At 66.5% G+C, this 19522-nt stretch carries 17 protein-coding genes and 2 riboswitches; of the genes, 15 read left to right on the top strand and 2 right to left on the bottom strand.

What is annotated here, in order from left to right; translation table 11 throughout:
• Positions 1–732, top strand: a complete 732-nt coding sequence (locus tag ACVIN2_RS07010; RefSeq protein WP_456765031.1) for a precorrin-2 C(20)-methyltransferase — start codon at positions 1–3, stop codon at positions 730–732.
• Complete coding sequence (gene cobJ / locus ACVIN2_RS07005) at positions 729–1463, top strand: precorrin-3B C(17)-methyltransferase (protein WP_456765030.1); 735 nt, start codon at positions 729–731, stop codon at positions 1461–1463. The genes ACVIN2_RS07010 and cobJ overlap by 4 nt, the downstream gene beginning before the upstream one ends.
• Here cobJ and ACVIN2_RS07000 read toward each other — a convergent pair.
• The gene (locus tag ACVIN2_RS07000) at positions 1439–2185 is read right to left on the bottom strand and encodes a cobalt-precorrin-6A reductase (protein ID WP_456765029.1); all 747 of its coding nucleotides are present in this window, start codon (positions 2183–2185) and stop codon (positions 1439–1441) included. The genes cobJ and ACVIN2_RS07000 overlap by 25 nt on opposite strands.
• Between ACVIN2_RS07000 and cbiE the strand changes: the two genes are divergently transcribed.
• The 8 genes from cbiE (at position 2184) to cobT (ending at position 9389) form a co-directional block, all read left to right on the top strand.
• Positions 2184–3365, top strand: coding sequence for a precorrin-6y C5,15-methyltransferase (decarboxylating) subunit CbiE (cbiE, locus tag ACVIN2_RS06995; protein WP_456765028.1), 1182 nt, complete (start codon positions 2184–2186; stop codon positions 3363–3365). The two genes, ACVIN2_RS07000 and cbiE, sit on opposite strands and share 2 nt — an antisense overlap.
• On the top strand, positions 3362–3730 hold the full coding sequence (locus ACVIN2_RS06990; protein WP_456765027.1) for a cobalamin biosynthesis protein: 369 nt from the start codon (positions 3362–3364) through the stop codon (positions 3728–3730). Before cbiE ends, ACVIN2_RS06990 begins: the two co-directional genes overlap by 4 nt.
• Complete coding sequence (gene cobM / locus ACVIN2_RS06985; protein WP_456765026.1) at positions 3727–4509, top strand: precorrin-4 C(11)-methyltransferase; 783 nt, start codon at positions 3727–3729, stop codon at positions 4507–4509. Before ACVIN2_RS06990 ends, cobM begins: the two co-directional genes overlap by 4 nt.
• The gene (locus ACVIN2_RS06980; RefSeq protein ID WP_456765025.1) at positions 4509–5819 is read left to right on the top strand and encodes a cobyrinate a,c-diamide synthase; all 1311 of its coding nucleotides are present in this window, start codon (positions 4509–4511) and stop codon (positions 5817–5819) included. Before cobM ends, ACVIN2_RS06980 begins: the two co-directional genes overlap by 1 nt.
• Complete coding sequence (gene cobA / locus ACVIN2_RS06975) at positions 5816–6547, top strand: uroporphyrinogen-III C-methyltransferase (protein WP_456765024.1); 732 nt, start codon at positions 5816–5818, stop codon at positions 6545–6547. Before ACVIN2_RS06980 ends, cobA begins: the two co-directional genes overlap by 4 nt.
• A 45-nt stretch (positions 6548–6592) precedes the next feature.
• Positions 6593–6812: riboswitch (cobalamin riboswitch) on the top strand.
• 37 nt (positions 6813–6849) lie between these two features.
• On the top strand, positions 6850–7527 hold the full coding sequence (locus ACVIN2_RS06970; RefSeq protein WP_456765023.1) for an energy-coupling factor ABC transporter permease: 678 nt from the start codon (positions 6850–6852) through the stop codon (positions 7525–7527).
• A 44-nt stretch (positions 7528–7571) separates the two neighbouring features.
• The gene (gene cobF, locus ACVIN2_RS06965; RefSeq protein ID WP_456769663.1) at positions 7572–8321 is read left to right on the top strand and encodes a precorrin-6A synthase (deacetylating); all 750 of its coding nucleotides are present in this window, start codon (positions 7572–7574) and stop codon (positions 8319–8321) included.
• A gap of 15 nt (positions 8322–8336) precedes the next feature.
• Positions 8337–9389, top strand: coding sequence for a nicotinate-nucleotide--dimethylbenzimidazole phosphoribosyltransferase (gene cobT, locus ACVIN2_RS06960; RefSeq protein ID WP_456765022.1), 1053 nt, complete (start codon positions 8337–8339; stop codon positions 9387–9389).
• On the opposite strand, the gene ACVIN2_RS06955 is transcribed toward cobT, so the two are convergent.
• Positions 9390–9962: a histidine phosphatase family protein gene (locus ACVIN2_RS06955; RefSeq protein WP_456765021.1), complete on the bottom strand. Its 573-nt coding sequence runs from the start codon at positions 9960–9962 to the stop codon at positions 9390–9392.
• A 72-nt stretch (positions 9963–10034) separates the two neighbouring features.
• Positions 10035–10236: riboswitch (cobalamin riboswitch) on the top strand.
• A gap of 132 nt (positions 10237–10368) precedes the next feature.
• Here ACVIN2_RS06955 and ACVIN2_RS06950 point away from each other — a divergent pair.
• The 5 genes from ACVIN2_RS06950 (at position 10369) to ACVIN2_RS06930 (ending at position 19494) form a co-directional block, all read left to right on the top strand.
• Positions 10369–12702 carry a TonB-dependent receptor domain-containing protein gene (locus ACVIN2_RS06950; RefSeq protein ID WP_456765020.1) on the top strand — a complete coding sequence of 778 codons (2334 nt, stop codon included), beginning with the start codon at positions 10369–10371 and terminating at the stop codon, positions 12700–12702.
• Between the two features lie 11 nt (positions 12703–12713).
• Complete coding sequence (locus ACVIN2_RS06945; RefSeq protein ID WP_456765019.1) at positions 12714–14141, top strand: PepSY domain-containing protein; 1428 nt, start codon at positions 12714–12716, stop codon at positions 14139–14141.
• Positions 14142–14601: 460 nt separating this feature from the next.
• Complete coding sequence (locus tag ACVIN2_RS06940; protein WP_456765018.1) at positions 14602–16611, top strand: hydantoinase/oxoprolinase family protein; 2010 nt, start codon at positions 14602–14604, stop codon at positions 16609–16611.
• Positions 16608–18188, top strand: coding sequence for a hydantoinase B/oxoprolinase family protein (locus tag ACVIN2_RS06935; protein WP_456765017.1), 1581 nt, complete (start codon positions 16608–16610; stop codon positions 18186–18188). Before ACVIN2_RS06940 ends, ACVIN2_RS06935 begins: the two co-directional genes overlap by 4 nt.
• A gap of 10 nt (positions 18189–18198) precedes the next feature.
• Positions 18199–19494 (top strand): aminotransferase class III-fold pyridoxal phosphate-dependent enzyme, encoded by a 1296-nt coding sequence (locus ACVIN2_RS06930; protein WP_456765016.1) that lies wholly within the window; start codon positions 18199–18201, stop codon positions 19492–19494.
• Positions 19495–19522: the final 28 nt, after the last annotated feature.

Genomic DNA, 19522 nt, shown 5'->3' with positions numbered 1-19522 from the left:
ATGGGACGCATCATTTGCTGCGGTCTCGGCCCCGGTGATCCTGACATGATGAGCGTGCGCGCCGATCGCACGGTGCGCGGCGCAAAGCATGTCGCCTATTTCCGCAAGAAGGGCCGGCCCGGCCAGGCGCGCCGCATCGTCGAGGGCATGCTGGCTGCCGACGTCACCGAATATCCGATGGAATATCCTGTTACGACCGAGATCGCCTTCGACACGCCTGAATATGTCCAGCTGCTTGCCGGATTCTACGATGAATGGTCGGAACGTCTGGCGCGGCTGGCGCGCGCGGTCGACGTCGTCGTGCTTTGCGAGGGCGATCCTTACTTCTACGGCTCCTTCATGCATCTGCACACGCGCCTGCAGGGCCGTGTCGAGATCGAGGTGATCGCCGGCATTCCCGGCATGGTCGGCTGCTGGAATGGCGTGGGACAGCCGATCGCGCTTGGCGACGATGTGACGACGGTGCTCATGGGCACGCTCGCCGAGGCCGAGCTCGAACGCCGAATGCGCGATTCCGATGCGCTCGTGATCATGAAGACCGGGCGCAATCTCGCAAAGGTCCGCCGCGCGCTCGCTGCCGCCGGACGGCTGGACGATGCCTGGCTGGTCGAGCGCGGCACCATGCCGGGCGAGCGCGTGGTGCGGCTCGCGGAGATCGATGCCGCCGATTGCCCCTATTTCGCGATCGTACTCGTGCACGGCAAGGGCCGGCATCCGGACGCCGCCGAATGACGGGCACGCTGACCATCGCAGGCCTCGGGCCGGGCAGCGATGCGCTGGTGACGCCCGAAGTCTCCGCCGCGCTTGCCGCCGCGACCGACATTCTGGGCTACGCGCCCTATGTCGCGCGCGTGCCGCCGCGACCGGGACTCAAGCTGCATCCCTCCGACAATCGCGAAGAGCTGCAGCGCGCGAGCGAGGCGCTGCGGCTTGCGGCCGAAGGCGGGCAAGTCGTCATCGTGTCCTCCGGTGACCCCGGCGTCTTCGCAATGGCCTCCGCCGTGTTCGAGGCGCTCGAACACGCGCCGCAATGGCAGGAACTGCCGATCCGTGTGCTGCCCGGCATCACCGCGATGCTGGCGGCTGCCGCGCGCGCCGGCGCGCCGCTCGGCCATGATTTCTGTGCGATCAATCTCTCCGACAATCTCAAGCCGTGGGCGCTGATCGAGAAGCGCCTGCGGCTCGCCGCGGAAGCCGATTTTGCCATTGCGATGTACAATCCGCGCTCAGTGAGCCGACCGGAAGGATTTGGCCGTGCGCTTGCGGTGCTGAACGAGGCCGGCTGCGGCGAGCGCCTCGTGATCTTCGCGCGCGCGATCAGCGCCGCCGATGAAAGGATCGAGACCGTCAGGCTGAATGAAGCGATACCCGAGATGGCCGACATGCGCACGCTGGTAATCGTCGGCAACTCGCAGACGCGCCGCGTCGGCCGCTGGGTCTATGCGCCGAGGCAGGCCCGATGACCGAGCCACTGCATGATCTCGGCCACGCTCTCGACCCGAAACCGTTCCGGCAATTGCGGTCGCGCGATCATGATCACGGGCAGGCCGAGTACCCGCGCAGCGTCGATCTTGGCGCGCGCGCCGTCGCCACCCGAATTGCGGGCGACGATCCGGGTGATGCCTCGCGCGCGCAGCATCTCCAGCTCGCCCTCGAGCGTGAACGGCCCACGCGACACGATGACATCCGCGGCAAAGGGCAGCGGCGCTTCGGCCGGATCGACGAATCTCAGCGTGTAGGCGTGCTGCGGCCTGGTCGCGAACGGCGCGATGTGCTGGCGGCCGATGGCGAGGAACACATTTGCCGGCGCCTCGGGCAGTGCGGCGACCGCGGCATTGACATCAGGTATGTCGATCCAGTCGTCGCCGGGCGCTTTGGTCCAGGGCGCACGCTCGAGAGCGATCAGCGGCGTACCGGTTTCCGCGCATGCCGCGACCGCATTGCGGCTCATTTCGGCGGCAAAGGGATGCGTAGCGTCGATCACATGCGTGATGTCTTGCCGGCGAATGTAATCGGCAAGACCGCTGACGCCGCCAAAACCGCCGATACGCGTCGGCAACGGCTGACCGGCCGGCGCACGGGTGCGGCCGCCGTAGGAATAGACAGCGTCAATGCCGGCGCGCGCGATCTCCGCCGCGAGCAGGCTCGCGTCGGCCGTCCCGCCCAGAATGAGGGCGCGCGTCATGGCTGATCCCTGGCTGACCATCATCGGTATCGGCGAAGATGGCCTTGCCGGGCTATCCGAGGCAAGCCGAAAGGCGCTCGATGATGCCGAAACTGTCTTTGGCGGTGAACGGCATCTTGCACTGGCCGGCGTGACGGAGCGCGGACGCCCGTGGCCGGTGCCGTTCGATGCAGAGATCGTGCTGAGCCGCCGCGGGCGTCCCACGGTGGTGCTCGCCTCCGGCGATCCGTTCTGGTTCGGCGCCGGCGCGAACCTCGCTGAAAAGCTCCATAGCGACGAATGGATCGCGTATCCGGCTCCCTCGACATTCTCGCTCGTTGCTGCGCGGCTTGGCTGGCGTCTGGAATCCGTTGCGTGTCTCGGTCTCCACGGCGCGCCATTCGAGCGTCTCGTGCCGCATCTGGCGCACGATGCGCGCATCATTTGCCTCGTACGCGACGCGAAGGCGGCTGGTGATCTCGCAAAATGGCTGACGACGCGCGGATGGGGTGCCTCGGCATTCTGGACGCTTACCGCGCTTGGCGGGCCGCGCGAAAGTATCAACGCGCATCGCGCCGACAGCTTCACAGGCGATCTTGCGGGAAGCCTGGTCACGGTGGCCGTGGAGGCGAGAGGAGCGCAGGGCCTTCCTCGCAGCTCGGGACTGTCGGACGATCTCTTCGTCCATGACGGCCAGATCACCAAGCGTCCGGTCCGTGCGCTCGCGCTCTCGGCGCTGGCGCCGCGTCCCGGCGAACGGCTGTGGGACATCGGCGCGGGCTCGGGTTCGATCTCGGTCGAGTGGGCGCTGTGCGGCGGGACGGCGATCGCCGTCGAGGCGCGCGAGGATCGCGTTGCGAGCATCCGCAACAATGCGGCGGCGTTCGGATTGGCGCATCGAATCACAGTCATCACGGGAAAGGCGCCTGAGGCCCTTGCTGCGCTGGACGGGCCTGACGCCGTCTTCATCGGCGGCGGGCTCGACATCGCGATGTTCGACGCCATCTGGTCGCGGCTCTCGCCCGGTACGCGGCTGGTTGCGCATTCGGTAACGTTGGAAACGGAAGCGCTGCTGGGTGAGCTGCACCAGCGCCACGGCGGCGACTTGATGCGGGTCGAGATTGCGCACGCCACTCCGCTCGGCCGCTACCGCTCCTGGGAGACGGTGCGGCCCGTGGTGCAATGGAGCACGGTCCGATGAAGGTCGCCGGGCTCGGATTCAAAAAGGATGTCACGCTGGGCTCGCTGCGCGAGGTGCTGATGGCGGCGGGCGGTCCCGAAGGCCTTGCTGCGGTCGCGACCGTGAGTGATAAAGCGGACGCGCAGGCGCTGAAGCAACTTGCGCGCGAATGCGGCGTGCCGATCAAGGCGATCGCCGCCGAAATGCTTGTTAGCATCGACACGCCGACAAAATCAAAACTCGTCGCCGAAAAATTCGGAACAGGATCGGTCGCCGAGGCCGCAGCACTCGCGGCAGCTGGACCTGGCGCGCGGTTGATCGCGACGCGGGTGGTCTCGCGGGATCGCACCGCGACCGCGGCGATCGCGGAAGGAGATGGTGCATGACGGTGCATTTCATCGGTGCAGGACCGGGCGCGCCTGACCTGCTGACGTTGCGCGGCCGCGACCTCATCGCCGCCTGTCCGGTCTGTCTCTATGCCGGCTCGCTGGTGCCTGAGGGCGTCTTGGCGCATTGCCCGCCCGGCGCGCGCATCGTCAACACCGCGCCGCTGTCGCTCGACGAAATCGTCGCGGAGATCGCCGCCGCACATGCTGACGGCAAGGACGTTGCGCGGCTGCACTCGGGCGACCTCTCGATCTGGTCGGCGATGGGCGAGCAGCTCCGCCGCCTGCGCGCGCTCGACATTCCCTACACGGTCACGCCCGGCGTTCCCTCTTTCTCGGCCGCCGCGGCTGCGCTGGAGGCTGAGCTGACGCTGCCCGGCCTTGCCCAGACGGTGGTGCTGACGCGCACGCCGGGCCGCGCCAGTGCGATGCCGGAAGGCGAGAAGCTCGCCGCCTTCGCCGCCACCGGCGCGGTGCTCGCGATCCATCTGTCGATCCATCTGCTCGACAAGGTCGTCGCCGAGCTGACGCCGCATTATGGCGCGGACTGCCCGGTCGCGATCGTCTGGCGTGCGAGCTGGCCCGACCAGCGCATCGTCCGCGCCACGCTCGCAACGCTCGACGTTGCCGTCGGCAGCGAGATGGAGCGCACCGCGCTCATCCTGGTCGGCAGGACGCTGGGCGCGGCGGAATTTTCCGAGAGCCGTCTCTATGCCGGCGACTATGATCGCCGCTATCGGCCGGTCGGCGCCGAACCGCGTTTTCCGGAGGTGTCGTGATGGCGGCAGGGCTCGTCATCTCCGCGCCGGCCTCCGGCGTCGGCAAGACGACGCTGACGCTGGCGCTCGCGCGCGCCTGGCGCAACAGCGGATTGCGGGTGCAGTGCTTCAAGAGCGGCCCCGATTACATCGATCCCGCGTTTCATGCGGCCGCGACGGGGCGCGCCTCGGTCAACGTCGACAGCTGGGCGATGGATCGCGGGACGATCTCGCATCTCGTCAGTCGCGGCATTGACGCAGATGTCGTGCTGGCCGAAGGCTCGATGGGCCTGTTCGACGGCGTTGCCGCGCGCGGCGTCTGCGGCACCGGAGCGACCGCCGATATCGCGGAGATGCTGGACTGGCCAGTGCTGCTGGTGATCGATCCCTCGGGCCAGGCCCAAACGGCGGCCGCGATTGCCGCGGGCCTTCGCGATTACCGTCCCGGCTTGCGCCTTGCGGGCGTCGTGCTCAATCGCGTTGCGAGCCCGCGCCACGAAGCCCTCGTGCGGCGCGCGCTGTTGGATGCCGGCATCGCCGTGTTCGGCGCGCTGCCGCGCCATGCCGAGATCAGCCTGCCGAAACGGCATCTCGGACTGGTCCAGGCCGAGGAGCAGGCGGAGATCGGCAAGCTGATCGACGAGGCCGCCCGCTTCGTTGCCGAACATGTCGATCTCGACGCGGTGCTGCGTTCGGCTGCCACCTGGTCGCCGCAACCTGCCGCGAGCGGCGTGAACGTAACGCCGCCCGGCCAGCGCATTGCGCTCGCCCGTGACGCTGCATTCTCCTTCGTCTATCCGCATATGCTGGAAGCGTGGCGCGCGGCGGGTGCGGAGATATCGACATTCTCGCCGCTCGCCGATGAAGGCCCTGATCCGGGCGCCGATGTGTGCTGGCTGCCCGGCGGTTATCCCGAGCTGCAGGCCGGCAGGATCGCGGCCAATGCGCGCTTCCGCAGCGGATTGCGCGCCTTCGCCGAAACGCGCCCGGTGCATGGCGAGTGCGGAGGCTATATGGTGCTGGGCACCGCTTTGACCGACGCCGATGGCATCCGCCACGAGATGACGGGCCTGCTCGGCCTGGAGACGAGTTTTGCCAAGCGCCGCATGCATCTGGGCTATCGTCTGGCCGAGCTCGCCGCGCCGATGCCGGGTCATCAGGCGGGTGCACGCCTGCGTGGCCACGAATTCCACTACTCGACGATCGTCGCGCAGCCCGACACGGCGCTGGCGGTCGTGCACGACGCGACAGGCGCGGTCATCGCCGAGACCGGCTCGCGGCGGGGACAAGCCACCGGCACGTTCTTCCACCTGATCGCGGAGGACCGGTGAGCGGTTTTGTCTCCTTTGTCTCTGCCGGCCCCGGCGATCCCGAGCTGCTCACGCTCAAGGGTGCCGCGCGGCTGCGCGAGGCCGACGTCGTGCTCTATGACGATCTTGCTTCAGGCGCGATCCTCGATCTGGCCCGGCCCGGCGCCAATCTCGTCGCGGTGGGAAAGCGGGCAGGACGGGCCTCGACCAAGCAGCACCACGTCAATCGATTGCTGGTCGACTACGCCGCAACAGGCGCGCGCGTGGTGCGATTGAAGTCGGGCGATGCCGGCATCTTTGGCCGGCTCGAGGAGGAGCTCGAGACGCTGCGGGAAGCGGGCATCGGCTACGAGATCATTCCCGGTGTCACCACGGCCTGCGTGGCTGCGGCTCAGGCCGGGATTCCCCTGACCCGGCGCCATACCTCGCGCCGGGTGCAATTCATTACCGGCGCGGACGTCACCGGCGAGCTGCCGCCAGACCTCAACTGGGTAGCGCTGGCCGATCCCGAGGCGACGACCGTGGTCTATATGGGTCGCCGCACGTTTCCGGCGCTTGTCGCGAAATTGATCGAGCATGGCCTCGCCCCAACCACTCCGGCGTTGCTCGCCGAATCGCTCGGCCGTCCCGATGAGCGGCTGGTCCGCACCACCATTTCGGAACTTGCCGAGCAGGTTGCGCGAGGCGGAGCGGCCTCCACGGCGGCCGTCATCCTGTTCGGCGCGCTGGCCGGGGATTATCCGTCATGACGCTCTCGGCCGCCCTTCGCCCCTTGACGCCCGGCTGGCGAAAGGGGCACACAGGAGACGCATGGTGCTCGACGCGGCGCAAAGCGCCGGAGCATAATCGGGAATGGGGATGGGCGGACCCAGTTGCGGCGCCCAAAACCCCAGCCGCCCCCGCGACTGTAAGCGGTGAGGGACTTCGATCAGCCACTGGGCCGCAAGGCTCGGGAAGGCCGGAGACTCCCAGTGAACCGCGAGCCAGGAGACCGGCCGTGCACGTTTTGAGGCCAAGGCCGTCGGGTGTGACGGCAAGAAGGATCTGAGCCATGCATATCGAACCCGGACTAGTCTCGGACGCCAAGCTCGTGCTGAGTTACGCAACCGGCATCGCCGTGGGCGGCGTTGCCTTGAAGCTCGCGGTCGAGACCGTGCGCGAGCAGGGCATCATTTCGTTCGCGGCGCGGACGCTCGCCACCACGGGACTCGTGTTTATCTTCTTCGAGATCCTGCCGCACTTCCCGGTCGGCGTCTCCGAAGTGCACTTCATCCTCGGCTCGACCTTGTTCCTGCTGTTTGGAGCTGCGCCTGCGGCCTTCGGCCTCGCGTTCGGCCTGCTGTTCCAGGGCTTCTTCTTCGAGCCGCCCGACCTGCCGCAATATGGCATGAACGTCACCACGCTGCTGGTGCCGCTGTTCGGGATCCAGGCGATCGCCACGCGGATCATTTCGAGCAACACGGCCTATGTCGATCTGAAGTACCGCCAGGCGCTGGCGCTTTCGACGACCTATCAGGCCGGCGTCATCGCCTGGGTGGCGTTCTGGGCGCTCTATGGCGCCGGTTTTGGCGCGACCAACCTCGTCAACATCGCGACCTTCGCGGCGTCCTATGCGCTCGTCATCGTGATCGAGCCGCTCGCCGATCTCGGGGTGCTGGCGCTGGCGAAGTCGCTGCGCGGCGTCACCGCGGCCGGCCTCGTCACACCGCGTTTGCACAACGCGGCCTAGAGACAAGCGAACGGGCGGCCGTGATGCCGCCCTTCGCAGCCACGATGCTCACGCTCTCCCTGATAGGCATCGGTTGCGGCGATCCCGAGCAGCTCACGCGCGCCGCGATCACTGCCATCAACGCGGCCGATCTCGTCCTGATCCCGCGCAAGGGGACTGCAAAGTCCGATCTCGCCGATCTCAGGCGGACGATCTGCGCGGATGTGCTCACCAGTGACACGACGCGCATCGCCGAGTTCGATCTGCCCGTCCGTGATGCCGCTGAAGCGGATTATCGCAAGGGCGTGGACGATTGGCACGATGCCGTCGCCGCTGCCTGGTCGCAGACGATCGCAGATCATCTCGAAGGCGAGGGCAGAGTCGCGCTGCTGATCTGGGGCGATCCCTCGCTTTATGATTCCTCGCTGCGCATTGCGCGGCGGCTCAATCCCTCGCCAAAGATCGAGATCGTTCCCGGCATCACCTCGATCCAGACGCTGTGCGCGGCGCATGCGCTGCCGCTCAATGACATCGGCGAGCCCTTTCTGGTCACGACGGGACGTCGCTTGCGTGAGGGCGGCTGGCCGGCAGGCGTCGATACCGTGGTGGTGATGCTCGACGGCGGCACGGCGTTCCAGTCGCTCGATCCGAAAGGCCTGCACATCTGGTGGGGCGCCTATCTCGGCATGCCCGATCAGATCATCATGTCCGGCGCGCTGGCCGAGATCGGCCCGCGTATCGTCGCGGTGCGGCAAGAGGCGCGCGAACGACACGGTTGGATCATGGACAGTTACATCCTCAAGCACAGGCTGTGAGGCAAGCGAGGCAGCATGCTCCCCGAATGGGTCACTCAACAATGCCCCGATATCTCCGCAGTCCATCGCGAGGCGGCGGTGGCGCGGCAGGCGCAACTGACGAAACCGACCGGCGCGCTTGGCCGGCTCGAGCAGCTCGCGATCGAGCTTGCGGGCCTCCAAGCAACCGAGCAACCGCGCGCGGCGCGGGTGCCGATCGTTATCTTCGCCGGCGATCATGGCATCGTCGCCCAGGGCGTCTCGGCCTATCCGCAGGAAGTGACGATCGCGATGCTGGCGAACTTTGCCTCCGGCGGTGCCGCGATCTCGGTGCTCGCGCGTGAGCTGGGCTCCAGCCTGGAGGTCGTCGATTCCGGCACGCTGGCGCAGGAGGAGATGGCTGGAATCGTGACCGACAAGCCGCGCAGCGGCACGCGCGATTTCAGTATCGAAGCTGCGCTCACCCCCGCAGAGCTGGCATTTGCGTTCGAAGCCGGCCGACGTGCGGTGACGCGCGCGCAGGCCGGGCAGCCCGATCTTCTGATCTTCGGCGAGATGGGAATCGGCAACACCACGACATCGGCGGCGATCGCGGCCGGCTTGCTCGGTGTGAGCGCTGAGGAGATCGCGGGCAGCGGGACCGGCGTTGACGCGGCCGGCCGTGTGCACAAGGCGCGGGTGATCGACGCTGCGATCGCACGCCATGGCATTGCGGGCGCTTCGCCCGAAAAGATCCTGTGCGCCGTCGGCGGTCTCGAGATTGCGGCCATCTGCGGTGCAATTATCGCGGCTGCACAGCTCCGCATCCCCGTGTTGATCGACGGCTTCATCGTGTCGGTGGCGGCGCTGGCGGCGGCGCGGCTCAACCCCTCGTGCCAGCCGTTCCTGCTGGCCTCGCATCAATCCGCCGAGCAGGGCCATCGGCTGGTGCTTCGCGCGCTGAATCTGCAGCCGCTGATCAGCCTCGATCTCAGGCTCGGCGAAGGATCGGGCGCGGCCATCGCGCTGCCGCTGGTGCGGTCGGCCTGTGCGCTCCACAACGGCATGGCGACCTTTGCGCAGGCCAATGTGCCGGATCGTCCGGCCTGATCAAATCGTCCGCTGATTGACGGAGACGACGCGCCAGCCGGTCGCGAGCCGGTCGATCCGGGTCAGCGACAGCGGATCGATCACAAACCGGAGCGCCGCTTGAGGCGTCAGATCCAGCGCGATGCACAGCGCCGCGCGGATCGTGCCGGAATGCACGACGAGCGTCGCGGCCCCGGCGCCGATCCTCGACAGACCCAGCCGGACGCGCGCGACCTGTTCCTCGAAGCTTTCGCCGCCCGGTGGCCGTCCGCACGCAGGATCGCTCCAGAACTGTGCATAGGCCTCGCCACCGGTCGCGGCGAGCTCGTCGTGCCGACGGCCGGTCCAGTCGCCAAAGTTCTGCTCGCTGAATTCGTCCAGCTGCAGCGGCTCGAGCCCCAGCGCGCGGGCCGTCTCGACCGTGCGCCGCGACGGACTCGCATAGCTCGCGGCGTCGCGCGGCAGGCGCTGCCGCAGCGCCTCCAGCTGCGCCCGAGCGCCGAGATCGGCCGGTGCGTCGGCTGCATGGATCGTCCCCGCGACGCCATCGACGGGCGCGTGCCGTATCAGCCAGAGGAAGGTCTCGCCTCCCATGCTTATCTCCAAGGAAACTGGTCGTTGTGGCAATAACGCCGCAACTGGCACATTGACTCTGTCTGGATCGTAATCCTAGATGCTCGCGACGGTTTCCCCGAGAGGGGATGAAAAGGGAATGCGGTGCGGGGACATTGTCCCCAATGCCGTGGCTGCCCCCGCAACTGTAAGCGGCGAATCTTGCATCACATGCCACTGGGTATCTCGGTCCCGGGAAGGCGACGCAAGGTATTGACCCGCGAGCCAGGAGACCTGCCGTCAGCCGTGGTCACACGCGAAGATGTCGGTCGGGGAGTACAGACATTCGGCTTCATCGGAAGGCTTATAAGCCGGAAGATGGGACCTTGGTTCGCGGTGACGTGCCACTGACGTCATACCGAGGTCCAAGACCGTGTCTCCTGTTCACATGATACGACGGCGTGCGCTTCTGCTTGCATCCGCCGCACTCACATCCTTTGTCGTTCTTGATCCCTCCGCCGCGCTGGCGCAGCAGGCTCGCGAACCTCTGCCGCCGGTCGAGGTAACGCCTGCCCAATCCCGCAAGCAGGCCAAGCCCGCCGCGCGGGAGGCGCAGGGCCCACGCCGCGCAGCAGCGCGCCGGCCGGAGACTGCATCCGCAGTGCCCAAGCCTGTCGTGCCGACTGCGGCAGCACAGACGCCGCTCAATACCAATGCCGTCGCCGAAAGCGCCTCGCGCCTTGGCCTGACCGTGCGCGAAACGCCCGCGACCGTGGAGGTGATCTCGGCCGCAACCATGCGCGAGCAGGGCTATCGCACCGTGTCCGACGTCGCGCAGGGAGCGGTTGGCGTCACAGCCGGCGACAATCCGGCCGAGCCGTCGGCTTTCTCCATGCGCGGCTTCACCAATAGCCAGATCAACACGCTCTACAACGGCATCAAGATCGGTCCGCAGAACATGACCTCGCGGATCACCGACACGGCCAACCTGGAGGCCGTCGAATTCCTGAAGGGGCCGGCGTCGCTGATGTCGGGCGAGGGCGCCGCCGGCGGCGCGATCAACTTCGTCACCAAGCAGCCGCACACCGGTCCGATCCGGAACGAGGCGGATTTTTCCTGGGATTCGCTGAACTCGTTCCGCGCGCATTACGGCTCGGGCGGCAGCACCAATGTGCAGGGACTGGACTACCGTTTCGACGTCAGTCGTTCCTCGCTCAACGGCTTTGCCGACGACACCAACACCAAGACGCTCGATGTGTCGGGCCAGCTCAACTACCGCATCTCCGATAGCCTCAAGGTCTGGGGCGCGATCGAATACCGCGAGGATCGTTCGAAAGCCTATTGGGGGGCGCCGCTGGTGCCGATTGCCTTCAGCGGTTCGCATGCGACGACGGGAATCGTGTCCGGCAATTATTTCAACAAGACTGATCTTGGGGCCGTCACGATCGACGACCGCACCTTCAACACCAACTACAACGTCCTCGACAACAAGAACGTGGCGAAGGAAGTGTGGCTGCGCGGCGGCTTCGAGCTGAAGCTCGCGCCCGACCTGACGTTGAAAAGCCAGGCCTATGGTTATGGCGCAGAGCGCACGTGGCTCAACAACGAGGTCGAGGCGTTCAATTCCGGCACGAACATGGTCGACCGTGGGCGCTTCTATGTCGCGCACAGCCAACGCTTGGTCGGCAACATCACCGACCTGGTCTGGGATGCGAATATCGCCGGCTTTGACAACCGCTTGGTCACGACGCTTTCCTCAAGCTACCTTGATTTCGTGAGGCCGGGCGCCGCAAATTTCCCCGATGATTCCGTCTCGCTGGTCAATCCCGATCGCGGCTATTACGGCTTGCTCACGACCAAGCAGCAGACCGCGCGGATCGACAACGAGGCACTGTCGTTCGAGGACCGGTTGAAGTTGACACGGACCTTTGCGGTGGTCGGCGGCCTCCGCGCCGAGCATATCGGGCTCGACCGCAACTCGACCGACAAGACCGGGCTCGTGAACGTTGGCTTTCCGTTCTCGCAATCCTGGGTCCCGACCACGGGTCGCATCGGCTACACGTGGGAAGCCGTTCCGGGCCTGACCTTCTTCAGCCAATATGCGACCGGCGCCGACATCTCGGCCAACAACATCTTCCTGCTCAATCCGACCGATCCGCTCAACCTGACCACCGCGCGCACCTACGAGACCGGCGTCAAGCACCTGTTCTGGGACAACCGGGCGGAGTGGTCGTTCTCGGCCTATGACATCCTGCGCAAGAACGTCTATGCCGCGGCCGGCGGCATGCAGCTCAACCTCGCCGGGCGGCAGGAGTCGAAAGGCGTCGAGCTGGCCGCATCCGTGCGGCCGATCGAGCCTCTGCGTCTCTGGGGCAACATCGCCTATGTCGATGCGCGCTACGCCGATTACGATTTTGTCGGCGGCTCGTTCTCCGGCAACACGCCGCCGAACGTGCCGCGCGTCGTCGCCAATGCCGGCGCGTCGTACCGGTTCTTCACGCCCTGGGCGGTCGAGCTCGGCATCACCGGCCGCCATGTCGGCGACCGCTACAACGCCGATGCCAACACCGTGACGCTGAAGGCCTACACCGTGGCCGATGTCTACGCCTTCGTCGACATCCCCAAGACCGTGTTCAATGCGGTCGATCAGGCCCGCCTGACATTCCGGGTGCGCAACATCGCCGACAAGCGTTATGCGATCTGGGGCGATCCGTTCTATCCCGATCAGATCCTGCTGGGCGCGCCGCGCACCTATGAAATCTCGGCCGCGTTCAAATGGTAGGACGCTGATCGATGATGCGCGCGATCGTCCTGCTGCATCGATGGCTCGGGGTCGCGTTCTGCCTGCTGTTCGCGATGTGGTTCGCGACGGGAATCGTGATGCACTTCGTTCCGTTTCCATCTCTGACGGAAACGGAACGCTTTGCCGGGCTCGTGCCGCTGGCTAGCGCTGAGACGAGGCTTGCGGTCGCCGATGCCGTGGCCGCAAGCGGCATCGCGGATGCGACGCGCGTTCGCCTGATCCAGCGCAGCGATGGACTGGTCTATGTCGTCTCAGGGCCGTCGCGCGCGGGCGCAGTCCGCGCCTCCGATGGGGCCGACGCGTCGATCACGTCTTTCGGCGTCGCGCTGGCCATCGCGCGAGATCACGCACGCAGCCGTGGGCTTGATGCCGCGCGGGCCGCGATCGTTGCGCGTTCGGACTACGACCAATGGAGCGTGCCGAACGGCTTTGACCGCCATCGGCCCTTGTTTCGGGCTGCCCTGGGCGATCCCGCCGGAACGGAGGTCTATGTCTCCTCGCGCACCGGCGAGATCGTCCTGGATACGACGCGCAGCGAGCGCGGATGGAATCTCGTCGGGAGCGTGCTGCACTGGATCTATCCAACAGTCCTGCGAAGCAACTGGTCGCTGTGGGATCGCGTGGTCTGGACCTTGTCGCTGCTGGCCCTGATCGCAGCTTTGCTTGGCGCTGTGCTCGGGCTTGCGCGGATCAAACCTCGGCGCGGTCTGATCGGCTCGCCCTATCGTGGCTGGCATGCCCTGCATCATCTCATCGGCCTCGCTGCGATGGTCTTCGTGCTGAGCTGGATATTCAGTGGCTGGCTCTCCATGGATCACGGCCGGCTGTTCTCGCGTGGGCAATTGACCTCGGCTGAATCCAGCGTGATGAACGCTTCACCGAACTGGGCAGCGGCTGCATCGCTCGATCGGCAGCCTGTATCGCCGTCGGCCCGTGAGATCGAATGGTTTGCCTTCAACGGCAATCTCTATCGGCGGGACCGGACCGGGCTTGCCGGTCAGACCTTGACCAAGGCAGGCGACGCGCCCCGCGATGGACCAACGGGATCTCTGGATGTTCATGAGGTCCAAGAGCTGACCGCGCGCCTCGCGGCCGGCTGCGGCGTAACGTCGGTCCTTGCCGTCAACAACAGCTATCCCGCGCAGTCCACCGTCCCAGGCGCCCCGGTCTACCGCTCCTACTGCGGCGACCTCTGGTTCGACATCGACGGCGCCGACGGCAATTTGCTGCAAAGGCTGGATTCGTCGCGACGGGCTTATCGGTGGTTCTACGGCGCGCTGCACACGCTGGATTTTCCGGTCCTCGTCGCGCGTCCGTTGCTGCGCGACGGCTTGGTCGTCGGACTCTGCGCCCTCGGCTTTCTGTTCTCCATCACGGGCATCATCATCGGCTGGCGCCGCTTGGTCGCGATGCGTTGAGCGGGCAAAACCACGCTTACTGATCGTACAATAAAGAGAGGCTGAGCCGACTGCCATGCATAGCTCATAAGCAATCGCATGGCCCGTAGCGCCAGTCGATCGCCTGCAAATTAGACAGCGCGTGCGCGGCGCATGGATTGCAGTGCAGCGGATGTGGCGTTTCGTCCGAGGAAATACGTGGTGCGCTGCACTTATCCCGCGTGGAACGATCCACAGGAATTTGCACTCCCCGCGGGCAGCGCTGCACTAAAATGTGCCTTGGCGCGCCGCGCCGGTCGCGGGCTGCTCCAGTGCGTTGCGACAACGCTGACCCTATCCCGAGCCCATCGCTCTGTCGCACGCTCGCAAGCGGTGGCATGACAGGGGATGACGATGAGCGCGCTCGGCTTGGGATTGAATTTCGCGACGGACGGGAACCACCCGGCGTCCGGTTCGAATGTCGTCCGCAGCTGACCCACACATGAGCGCTGACGAAAATCACTGGGAAGTCGGCACCGATATCGGTGGCACCTTCACCGACATCATCGCGATCCGGCACTCCCCCGCGGAGGCGCGGATCGCGAAAGTGCCATCGCGCCCGCAGGCGCCGGTTCAGGCGATGCTGGAGGCGATCGAGGCGGTGGGCCTGCGCAAGAGCGAGGTCAAGCGCTTCGTCCACGGCACCACGCGCGTGACCAACGCCATCGTCGAAGGACGGCTGCCAAAAGTGGCGCTGGTGGCGACCGAAGGCTTTGCCGACGTGCTAGAGATCGCGCGCTATCGTCGGCGCGATCTCTACCGTCTCGACGTCCCGCCAAAATCGCCGCCGCTGGTGCCGCCCGAACGATGTTTTGGCCTGGCCGAGCGCCTCGACCACGAGGGCCGGGTGCTGAAGGCGCTGGATGAAGCGGAGATCGAGCGCTTGGTGGCCTGGCTGAAAATGACTGGCGTGCAGAGCGTCGCGGTCGCGCTGCTTCATGCCTACGCCAATCCGGTGCACGAGAAGATGCTCGGCGAGCGGCTCAAGGGCGTCGTCGCCCACGTCTCGCTGTCGCACGAGGTCAATCCCGAGGCGCGCGAATATGAGCGGACGTCGGCGACCGTGTTCAATGCGGCCGCGATGCCGATTGCCGTCGAATATCTCAGCGAGCTGGAGCAGCGGTTGCCGATCGGCCCCGGCCTGCAGGTGTTTCATTCGGCCGGCGCCATGGTCCCGATCTCGGCGGTAAAGCGGCGGCCGCTGGTGATGGCGATGTCGGGCCCGGCGGCCGGCGTCTCGGCATCGGTCAGCATCGCGCGTCAGCTCGGCACATCGCGCATGCTGACGTTCGACATGGGCGGCACCACGACCGACGTGTGCCTGATCGTCGACGGCCAGGCCGAGATGACAGACGGCCGCATGCTCGGTGACAAGCCGCTGCGTCAGCCGATGCTTGCGGTTCATTCGATCGGAGCGGGCGGCGGATCAATCGTGCGCCATGGTCCCGGCAGCCTGACCGTCGGACCGGAAAGCGCCGGCTCCGAGCCGGGACCGGCCTGCTACGGCCGCGGTGGTACCGAGCCGACCATCACCGACGCCAACGCCGTGCTCGGCTATCTCAATCCCGAAACCAGGCTCGGCGACCGGATCGGAATCAATATCAAGGCAGCCAGTGATGTCATCGCGCCGATCGCGCGCACTCTGGGGCTGAGCCTGACCGAAACCGCGCTCGGCATCATCAAGGTCGCGAATGCGACAATGGCGCGTGCGCTCCGCCGCGTCACGGTCGAGCGCGGCATCGACGGACGCGATTGCACGCTGCTCGCCTTTGGCGGTGGCGGCCCAATGCACGCCGCGGGGCTTGCCGATCTCTACGGGATTGCCGAGGTGGTCGTTCCCAGCGCGTCGAGTGCGTTTTCGGCGCTGGGCTGTCTCACTGCCGATTTCAGCTTCCTCCAGCAGCAAACCTTGCGTGCTGCGCTTGACGGCATCGACCTCGCCCGTGTGTCGGAGCGGATCGGGGTGCTGATTGACGATGCTTCGGCGCCGCTCGTCGCCAACGGCGTGGCCACGACCGAGATTCAGATCGAGCTGGTGGCCTTGATGCGCTACGCCGCGCAGAACGACGCCATTCCGGTGCCGTTCGCGCGACCGCTCGACGTGGTCACGCTGAAGAAGGATTTTCTGGCCCGGCACCACGAGCTGTTCGGCTATGCGACGGGCGAGAGCTGCGTCATCGAGTCCGTGCGGGTGCAGGCACGCCGTCCATCGACGACCGTCGTGAATCGGCCGGCCGTCGCAGTCAGGGCGGTATCCAAAGGCGAGCGCACCTGCTCGTTCAACGGCTTTCACGACATTGCCACACGCATCATCGACCGCGCCTCGCTGACCGAGATCGTCAGCGGCCCGGCCATCATTGAAGACGCATGGTCGACCGTGGTGGTTCCGCCCCGCTGGCAGGCGAGGCCTGATGTTTCAGGCAATCTGTTCCTGACGCGGGGGACGGCATGAAGCTCGATCCGTTCGTCGTCGAGGTCATCAGGCACGGGCTCTCGGCCGCGGCCGAGGAGATGAGCCTGGTGATGACGCGCTCGGCGCGCTCGCCGCTGCTGCGCGAGGCCGGCGACCTGTCGTCGGCGATCACGGACGGCCGCGGCGACCTGGTCGGGCAGGGCCGCGACATCCCGATCCATCTCGGCGCGATGGCCTATACGGTCCTCGAATTGCTGAAAGTGGTGCCGCGGGACAGCCTGAACGACGGCGACGCACTGATCTACAATGTCGGCCCGCTCGGCGGCAATCATCTCAACGACGTCAAGGTCGTGCGGCCGGTCTTCGTCGATGGCGAGATCGTCGCGTTCGCGGTCAGCCTCGCGCATTGGCCCGATATCGGCGGCACCTGGCCCGGCAGCTATTTTGCGAAAGCCATCGACACCTTCCAGGAAGCGATGCGCATTCCGCCGGTTCTGATCGCCACGGCAAGCGGCGTCAATACGCCGATCGTGCAGCTGCTCAAGGCCAATGTTCGCGATCCCGACTCCTGCGAAGGCGATCTGCTCGCCCAGATCGCCGCAACGAAAGCCGGCGAGAAGCGCATCGTCGAGCTCTGCCGCGAGCACGGCAAGGCGGTCTTCACGGCGGCGCAGTCGCGCCTGCACGATCTCTCCGAAATCGAGATGCGCGAGGCGTTGCGCGATCTGCCTGATGGCGTCTACGAGGGCGAGGATTATCTGGACGACGGCGGCGTCGATGACGCGCCCGCGCGCATTCATGTCAAGATCACCATCGCAGGCGACGAAGCGACCTTCGACCTTTCGGGAAGCTGCGACCGCGTCTCGAATTTCTGCAACACCACGCCGTTCATGGCGCGTTCGGCGGTAGCCTATGCCGCGCGCATCATGAGCGGGCGCGACATGAACCAGAACGCGGGCGCGCTGCGGCCGCTGACCATCATCACGCGCCCGGGTTCGATCCTGGAACCGGGGTGGAATGCCTCGGTTGCAGCCGGCAACCACGAGACCTCGATGCGCATCGTCGATGCGATCTTCCGCGCCATGCAGCACACCATTCCCGAACGTCTGTCGGCCGGCGGGGCGACCACGGCAGGTGTCCTCTTCTTCGCCGAGCCGCGACAGAATGGTTCATGGAAGATGCTCTACGAGGTCCACGGCGGTGGCGAGGGCGCGCGGCATGATCGGGCCGGCATCTCGGCGACGCGGGTGCATCTGTCCAACACCTCGAACACGCCGGTCGAGGTGATCGAGGCGAATTACGCCATCCGCATCGAGCAGCAGGCCATTCGCTGGCAGTCCGGCGGCGCGGGCGCCCATCGCGGCGGGGACGGCGTCATTCGTACCTATCGCATCCTGGCGCCGTCGATGCATCTGACCACCTGCATCGAGCGCATGGTGATGGCGCCGTTCGGCATGCAGGGCGGCGAACCCGGCAAGGCCTGCCGCATTTCGCTGATCCGGCAGGGTGCGAGCGTCGCGATCGACGGCAAGTCGAACCTGGTGCTGCAGCAAGGCGATCTCGTCACGATCGAGACCTGCGGCGGTGGTGGCTACGGCGTCGAGGCCGCGGAATGAAGGGATTGCAATGAGCAGATTGTTGCGAACCGGGCTCAATGCCGGCGACAGTGCGCCCATGGCCGTGGTCGGCGGCGAGGGCGTCTATTTTCATCTGTCGGATGGTCGCAAGCTCATCGACGGCAGCAACACCGGCGGCGGCCTCGGACATCGTCATCCCGCGATGGTGGAGGCGATCCGCCGCGCCGCGGATACGCCCGTCGTGAACGAGGGCTGGACCTGGGTCGGCCGCGAGCAGGCCGCTGACGATTTGATGGCCACGGCGTTCAGCGGCGAAGAGGATTGGGTCGGCGCGGTGCGCTTCTGCATCAGCGGCAGCGAGGCCAACGACATGGCGCTGTCGCTCTGTCAGGCGCTGACGCAGCGATCCGCGCTGGCAACGCGCGAACGCGCCTATCACGGCATTACGGGCCTGTCGCGCAGCATGACCGTGCAGCCGCAATGGCATGGCGGCCTTGCGGTGCACTCAGGCGGCTCAAAGCTGCCGGCGCCGATGGCGCCGGTGCGGATATTGCCGGCACCGCACGGCGCGATCTACGGCGCGCCCGCCAACAACACCCCGCCCAGCGAATATCTGGCCGATGCCACGCGCCTGCTTTCGGATACGGCAGCGACGATCATCGACTACACGCAAGGCGGCATCTACTACGATGGCGCCTACCAGGACGAGGTGGCGCGGTGCGCGCGGCAGGTTGGCTCATACTGGATCGCCGACGAAGTGGTGACCGGAGCAGGCCGCGCCGGGCGCTGGTTCGCGTTCCAGGGCGCCGAGAGCCGTCCTGACATCGTGACGCTTGGAAAATCGCTAGGTGGCGGCGCGGCGGCGGTTGCCGCGGTGGTGGTGTCGAAAGCCATCGTCGAGCGGCTCAAAGGCACGAGCTGGCAGAATTACGGCACGCTTCGCGGGCATCCCATCAGCATGGCCGCCGTCAGCGCATATCTGAAGGTCGTCAACGAAGACAAGATTTTGGAGCACGTGAGGGGCCTGGAAAAGCTGTTCGCCCGGCGCCTGCTCGCCATCGCGCAGAAACATCCGAGCGTGCGGCGCGTGGCGGGGCAGGGCCTGCACTGGACCGTCGAGCTGCACGGGCCGGACTGGCGCTCCTGGCATGCCGACACCACCGAGGTGCCGATCGCCTCCCGCGTCGCGGAGCGGGCCCTGGACGCAGGCGCTGTGATCGGGACCAGCGGCGAGCAGACCTCGCTGTTCCTCGCACCGCCACTCGTGATCTCCGAGCATGAGGCCGGGCAGCTTCTGGATGCACTCGACCATGGCCTGGATGTTGCCGATGCGGAGCAGAAATGAGCGTGCAGCGCACACCATGCCGATCGGC

It is taken from the genome of Bradyrhizobium sp. USDA 3650, assembly GCF_054057395.1.
The sequence above is the reverse complement of the archived record's forward strand: the minus strand, read 5'-3'. Positions and strand labels throughout refer to the sequence as shown.

Excerpts from the sequence above, each read along its gene's own strand:
- cbiE (WP_456765028.1), top strand. The coding sequence starts at position 2,184 with ATGGCTGATCCCTGGCTGACCATCATCGGTATCGGCGAAGATGGCCTT.
- ACVIN2_RS06990 (WP_456765027.1), top strand. The coding sequence starts at position 3,362 with ATGAAGGTCGCCGGGCTCGGATTCAAAAAGGATGTCACGCTGGGCTCG.
- ACVIN2_RS06955 (WP_456765021.1), bottom strand. The coding sequence starts at position 9,962 with ATGGGAGGCGAGACCTTCCTCTGGCTGATACGGCACGCGCCCGTCGAT.
- ACVIN2_RS07010 (WP_456765031.1), top strand. The coding sequence starts at position 1 with ATGGGACGCATCATTTGCTGCGGTCTCGGCCCCGGTGATCCTGACATG.
- cobF (WP_456769663.1), top strand. The coding sequence starts at position 7,572 with ATGCTCACGCTCTCCCTGATAGGCATCGGTTGCGGCGATCCCGAGCAG.
- ACVIN2_RS06935 (WP_456765017.1), top strand. The coding sequence starts at position 16,608 with ATGAAGCTCGATCCGTTCGTCGTCGAGGTCATCAGGCACGGGCTCTCG.
- ACVIN2_RS06980 (WP_456765025.1), top strand. The coding sequence starts at position 4,509 with ATGGCGGCAGGGCTCGTCATCTCCGCGCCGGCCTCCGGCGTCGGCAAG.
- ACVIN2_RS06970 (WP_456765023.1), top strand. The coding sequence starts at position 6,850 with ATGCATATCGAACCCGGACTAGTCTCGGACGCCAAGCTCGTGCTGAGT.
- cobJ (WP_456765030.1), top strand. The coding sequence starts at position 729 with ATGACGGGCACGCTGACCATCGCAGGCCTCGGGCCGGGCAGCGATGCG.
- cobM (WP_456765026.1), top strand. The coding sequence starts at position 3,727 with ATGACGGTGCATTTCATCGGTGCAGGACCGGGCGCGCCTGACCTGCTG.
- cobT (WP_456765022.1), top strand. The coding sequence starts at position 8,337 with ATGCTCCCCGAATGGGTCACTCAACAATGCCCCGATATCTCCGCAGTC.
- ACVIN2_RS06930 (WP_456765016.1), top strand. The coding sequence starts at position 18,199 with ATGAGCAGATTGTTGCGAACCGGGCTCAATGCCGGCGACAGTGCGCCC.
- ACVIN2_RS06940 (WP_456765018.1), top strand. The coding sequence starts at position 14,602 with ATGAGCGCTGACGAAAATCACTGGGAAGTCGGCACCGATATCGGTGGC.
- ACVIN2_RS06945 (WP_456765019.1), top strand. The coding sequence starts at position 12,714 with ATGATGCGCGCGATCGTCCTGCTGCATCGATGGCTCGGGGTCGCGTTC.
- ACVIN2_RS07000 (WP_456765029.1), bottom strand. The coding sequence starts at position 2,185 with ATGACGCGCGCCCTCATTCTGGGCGGGACGGCCGACGCGAGCCTGCTC.
- ACVIN2_RS06950 (WP_456765020.1), top strand. The coding sequence starts at position 10,369 with ATGATACGACGGCGTGCGCTTCTGCTTGCATCCGCCGCACTCACATCC.